The 5546-nt window shown below is 51.1% G+C and carries 4 protein-coding genes and 1 pseudogene; 3 read left to right on the forward strand and 2 right to left on the reverse strand.

The window, feature by feature from the left end:
• From ABYP73_RS11005 to ABYP73_RS11015, 3 genes are all read left to right on the forward strand, one after another.
• Positions 1-528 (forward strand): Asd/ArgC dimerization domain-containing protein (locus ABYP73_RS11005; protein WP_372974353.1); only part of this gene is annotated, 528 nt, incomplete at its 5' end.
• Positions 529-603: 75 nt separating this feature from the next.
• Complete coding sequence (locus ABYP73_RS11010; protein WP_372974354.1) at positions 604-2760, forward strand: prolyl oligopeptidase family protein; 2157 nt, start codon at positions 604-606, stop codon at positions 2758-2760.
• A gap of 67 nt (positions 2761-2827) precedes the next feature.
• On the forward strand, positions 2828-3808 hold the full coding sequence (locus tag ABYP73_RS11015; RefSeq protein ID WP_372945652.1) for a sulfate/molybdate ABC transporter ATP-binding protein: 981 nt from the start codon (positions 2828-2830) through the stop codon (positions 3806-3808).
• On the opposite strand, the gene ABYP73_RS11020 is transcribed toward ABYP73_RS11015, so the two are convergent.
• Both ABYP73_RS11020 and ABYP73_RS11025 read right to left on the reverse strand, forming a co-directional pair.
• A complete protein-coding gene (locus tag ABYP73_RS11020) occupies positions 3805-5139 on the reverse strand; it encodes a GntP family permease (protein WP_372974355.1) in 1335 nt (444 codons plus the stop codon). The genes ABYP73_RS11015 and ABYP73_RS11020 overlap by 4 nt on opposite strands.
• Positions 5140-5233: 94 nt before the next feature.
• A pseudogene (locus tag ABYP73_RS11025) lies at positions 5234-5546 on the reverse strand (FAD-dependent oxidoreductase); the annotation flags it as partial.

Genomic DNA, 5546 nt, shown 5'->3' on the forward strand with positions numbered 1-5546 from the left:
GTCAAGGCCGTACGGCAAATGGAGAACGAGATGGAGGGAACTAAAGGGGAGATGGCCTACCCTTATGCCATCCACAGAAACGCCCTACCCCACTGCGACGTTTTCCTTGACAACGGGTATACCAAAGAGGAGATGAAGCTCGCCAAAGAACCCAGAAAGATACTCGGAGACGATAGTTTTTCCGTTACTGCCACAGCCGTTCGAATCCCTACATCGGGAGGGCATTCAGAAGCCGTCAATGTCACCTTCGAGAAAGACTTCGACCTCAGGGAGGTGAGAAAACTACTCAGTGAGACACCCGGAGTCGTTGTGCAGGACAACCCGGATACCAATACCTATCCCATGCCCCTGTACGCCCATGATAAGGACGACGTATTTGTAGGCAGGATAAGAAGGGATGAATCACTCCCCAACTCTCTGAATATGTGGATCGTAGCAGACAACTTGCGGAAAGGAGCAGCCACTAATGCCATTCAGATCGCCGAGTATCTGGTCAGTAAAAACCTGCTCGCCGGCAAGGTTGTTTAATTTCTGTTAAAAGCCCGTTTCCTCTACAGTTACAGGAGAAATTAAGGTATTTTTAGGGTCAAATTTTTGAACCCTATGAAGAAAATCGCCTTTGTCCTGGCCGCGCTTACTACCTTTGTGGCCTGCAAACAAGAAAACAAAGCAGAACGACTCGCAGTGAACTATCCTCAGACAGAAAAAGTGGACAGTGTGGACACCTATTTCGGGGTAGACGTACCGGATCCCTATCGATGGCTGGAAGACGACATGAGTCCGGAAACCGAAGCCTGGGTGACCGCACAGAATCAGGTGACCTTCGGATATCTCGAAAAGATCCCCTTCAGGGAGGACCTCAAGAACAGGCTGGAGAAACTTTGGAATTACGAAAAACTCAGCGCCCCATTCAAAGAAGGGGACTACACCTACTACTACAAAAATGACGGCCTGCAGAATCAGAGCGTGGTCTACAGAAAAAAAGACGGAGGAGAGGAAGAGGTTTTCCTGGATCCCAACACCTTCTCAGAAGACGGAACCACTTCCCTGGCCGGACTGAGTTTCAGCAAAGACGGTTCCCTGGCTACCTACCTTATCTCGGAAGGAGGAAGCGACTGGAGGAAGGCCATTGTCCTCGATGTGAACAGTATGGAGATCCTCGAAGATACCCTGGTCGACATCAAATTCAGCGGGATCGCCTGGAAGGGAAATGAGGGGTTCTACTACTCCAGCTACGACAAGCCCAAAGGGAGCGAATTGTCTGCCAAAACAGACCAGCACAAGGTCTATTACCACAAGATGGGGGCGCCACAGTCAAAGGACAGGCTGGTTTACGGGGGCACCCTGGCAGAAAAGCACAGGTATATTTCGGCGAGCGTCACTGAGGACGAACGCTATCTCATCCTCTATCCCAGGACCACTACATCCGGCAACAAGATGCTCATCCGCGACCTGACGGATCCCAACGCTCTGTTTATCACTGTCCTTGATGACACGGATTCTGACAGCTACGTGATCGACAATGACGGGTCTACCCTGTTTATACAGACCAACAGGAATGCACCCAATGAAAAAGTGGTCACCGTAGATGCGTCGAACCCTACACCGGATCAATGGAAAGACCTTATCCCTGAAACGGAAAACGTCCTTAGCACCAATACGGGAGGGGGGTATATTTTTGCAGAATATATGGTCGATGCCATTTCCAAAGTGATGCAGTACGACTACAGCGGGAACCTCATTCGGGAAGTAGAACTGCCGGGGATCGGAAGTGCCGGAGGATTCGGAGGAAAGAAGGAAGAAGAAACCCTCTATTTCTCCTTCACCAACTACAATACCCCGAGCTCTATCTACAAATTCGATCCCAAATCCGGGGAATACGAGGTCTACTGGAAACCTGAGATCGACTTCAACCCCGATAATTATGAGTCTGAACAGGTATTCTATACTTCAAAGGACGGGACCAGGGTGCCCATGATCATCACCTACAAGAAAGGGCTTGAACGCCATGGTAAGAACCCCACCATCCTGTATGGTTACGGAGGATTCAATATCAGTCTAACCCCTTCCTTCAGTGTGGTCAATGCCATCTGGATGGAGCAGGGCGGCGTGTACGCCGTCCCCAACCTCAGGGGAGGCGGAGAATACGGAAAGAAATGGCACGATGCCGGCACCCAAATGCAGAAACAAAACGTCTTTGACGATTTTATAGCCGCGGGAGAATATCTCATTGAAAATAATTACACCTCTTCTGATTACCTGGCCATTCGCGGGGGATCCAACGGAGGCCTTTTGGTGGGTGCAACCATGACCCAAAGGCCAGACCTTATGAAGGTGGCCCTGCCAGCGGTGGGAGTTTTAGACATGCTGCGGTATCACACCTTTACCGCAGGTGCAGGATGGGCCTACGATTACGGAACCTCGGAAGACAGCCCTGAGATGTTCGAGTACCTCAAGGGATATTTCCCCGTACACAATATAAAACCTGGCGGGTCTTATCCTGCAACCCTGGTGACAACAGGCGACCATGACGACAGGGTGGTTCCCGCCCACAGTTTTAAGTTTGCCGCTACGCTCCAGGAATTTCAGACAGGAGACAATCCCACCCTGATCCGTATCGAGACCAATGCAGGACATGGCGCAGGTAAGCCCATCAGCAAGACCATTGAGGAATACGCCGATATCTTTGCTTTTACCTTCTACAACATGGGGTATGATACATTGCCGAACCAGAAGGTTTTAAAGGCGTTTAAAGACTGAATCTGACACTGGTATAAAAAATCCGTTTCTCAAGAGACGGATTTTTTGTGCCATTAAATACTTCCCTATGCTGCAAGTAGAGTCCCTTTCTTTTTCCTATCAGACCGCCGATGTGCTGGAAGACATGTCTTTTGCCGTAGATAAGGGGGAGCACGTCGCTGTGATGGGCGAAAGCGGATGTGGGAAAAGCACCCTTCTAAAGCTTATCTATGGATTGCTGACCCCCTCTCAGGGTAAGATCCTCTGGAACCGGGAGGAGGTTAGGGGGCCTTTGTACAAACTCGTCCCGGGGGAATCCTACATGAAGTACCTCTCCCAGGAATTTGATTTGATGCCCTACACCACAGTGGCCGAGAATATCAGTGAATACCTCTCCGTTTTCTACCCGGAACAGTTAAAAGAAAGGACTGAGGAATTGCTGGAGATGATCGAATTGACGGCTGAGGCCAAAAACATGGTCAAGAATTTAAGCGGAGGACAACAGCAACGGGTAGCCCTTGCCAGGGTACTTGCCCAGAAGCCCGATCTTTTACTCCTGGATGAACCTTTCAGTCATATCGATAATTTCAGGAAGAGCAGTCTGAGGCGCAACCTCTTTCAATACCTGAAAGAGGAGAAGATCACCTGCATCACAGCTTCACATGACCACCAGGATGTCCTGCCGTTTGCCGACCGTATCCTGGTGCTCAAGGACAGGAAACTCCTCACCAATGGGGAAACAAAGAAAGTATACGAATCTCCCGCCAACTTCTATGTGGCCAGTCTGTTCGGAGAGGCCAATATCCTTCCCATCACCTTATTAAAACCCTACGGCGACGCCAAAAAAGATATCATCGTCTACGCCCATGAATTCAAGGTGGCCAATTCATCCGGGTTGAAAACCCGTGTAAGGAAGTTGTATCCGATGGGAAGTTATTTTCTGGTTGAGGGGGAATCAGAGAACGGAAAGGTCTTCTTCCATTCCGAAAAACATCTGAAAGTAGATTCGAAGGTATACCTGAACGTATCCATTGAAACCATCAACAAACGGCTGAGAGAACTTCCCTAGGTGAGGATCAGGGAGGCGATGAAAACGGCCACAGCCCCGGTAATGCCCAGTACCGCCGTACCCAAGCCGAATAACCTGTACCCCGTTTTTACATTCATCCCGCTCATCTGAGTGACCACCCAGAAAAAACTGTCATTGGCGTGGGAGACCATGGCCGAACCTGAGCCTATGGCCACCACCACCAGGGCTTTTTGAATTTCAGTCTCATACCCAAGGGAGGTCATCATAGGAGCGAGGATGGATGCGGTGGTGACCAGGGCCACCGTGGAGGACCCCTGGGCCGTCTTCAGGGCCGCAGCCAGGATAAAGGGAAGAAAGATCCCCATGTTCAGGTCTTTCAAGGCAAGTCCGAGTAATTCAGCGATCCCCGACATCTGTAATACAGTACCAAAGATTCCTCCCGCCCCCGTGATCATCAGGATGGATGCCGCATCTTTGATCGCTTTCCCTACCCATCCCGTGGAGGAGAGCATGTCGAGATGTAATTTCTTCGGCAGGAACAGGCAGAGGAAGACCCCTATCAGAAGGGCGATCACAGGTTCGCCCAGAAAACTGATCCCACGGAAAACCCAGGAAGCAGTCTCCGCTTCGCCCGCAGAAAGTACGGACTTGAGGACGATAAGGATGATGGGGATGACGATGGGCAGGGACGATCTCCAGATGCCGGGAGCATCCTTCTCTTCTTCTTCCACAGCCTCGGTTTGTTCCGCTTCTGCCTCAGGACTGATATAGGTTCGAGAAGCGTATTTCGTCGCGAAAATGATTCCGGCCGCCAGGGCGATCAGGCTCACAGGTATACCCAGGGCAATGACCAGTCCGAGGTTGGCCTGAAGGATCCCGGCCGCAGCGATTGGGCCCGGCGTGGGCGGTACCATGGTATGTGAGGCCATAAGCCCCAATCCCAGGGCAATAGCCGCGCCGGCCAGGGAGATCCCGGCCCTTTTGCTAAGACCCTTGTTCAGGGGATGTAACAGCATAAAGCCGCTGTCCGCAAAAACGGGGATGGAGACGATGTAGCCAATGGCCCCCATAGCGAGGGGAATACGTTTTTTCCCGATCAGGCCCAGTACCTTCATCGCGATGGTCCGCGCTCCTCCCGTATGCTCCAGGAAGGCACCGATAATAACCCCAAGCACGATGATCAATCCGATTTTACCCAGGGTTCCCCCAAAGCCATCATTGATGGCCAGGACAATATCGTCCAGGGGCATTCCCGAAAAGATCCCGTAGGCAATGGAAATGATCAGCAGGGCGAGGAAGGGATGTACCTTAAGCCGGGTAGTCAGCAGGACGATGCAAATAACCGCAATGATCAAATAGAGTATTTCCACGGGTTTCCGGCGGGTAATTTTGATTTACTAGGTCCTAAAATACATATTTCCTGAGACCCCGACCTTGTAATAGGGTTTCCGGATGACAAAATCCCTAAACGAGGCCTGCCAGTTCCTTCCCAACGCTGCTTCCTATGGCGATCCCCATTCCCCCAAGCCTAACCCCGAAGGCGACACGGTCTGATCTTTTAATTACTATGGGTTTTTTCAAAGGGCCTGTGCCCATGATCCCACTCCATCTTCGGTCGACCTCGAAGGGAATTCCTGGAAGTATGACCTCCTCCAGCAGGGTCTGCAATTGATCCTGTATCTTCTCTGTCAGCCCGAATTCCTCTGTCTCTTCCCCTTTAAAATCGAGATTCCGTCCTCCTCCCAGAAGGATCCTGTCGCCTGTATTCCTGAAATAA

Origin of the sequence: Muriicola sp. (genome assembly GCF_041567615.1) — a bacterium.
In the GTDB taxonomy this organism is placed as follows: Bacteria; Bacteroidota; Bacteroidia; order Flavobacteriales; family Flavobacteriaceae; genus Muriicola.

Coding starts and splice junctions, on each gene's coding strand:
- ABYP73_RS11010 (WP_372974354.1), top strand. CDS start 604: ATGAAGAAAATCGCCTTTGTCCTGGCCGCGCTTACTACCTTTGTGGCC.
- ABYP73_RS11015 (WP_372945652.1), top strand. CDS start 2,828: ATGCTGCAAGTAGAGTCCCTTTCTTTTTCCTATCAGACCGCCGATGTG.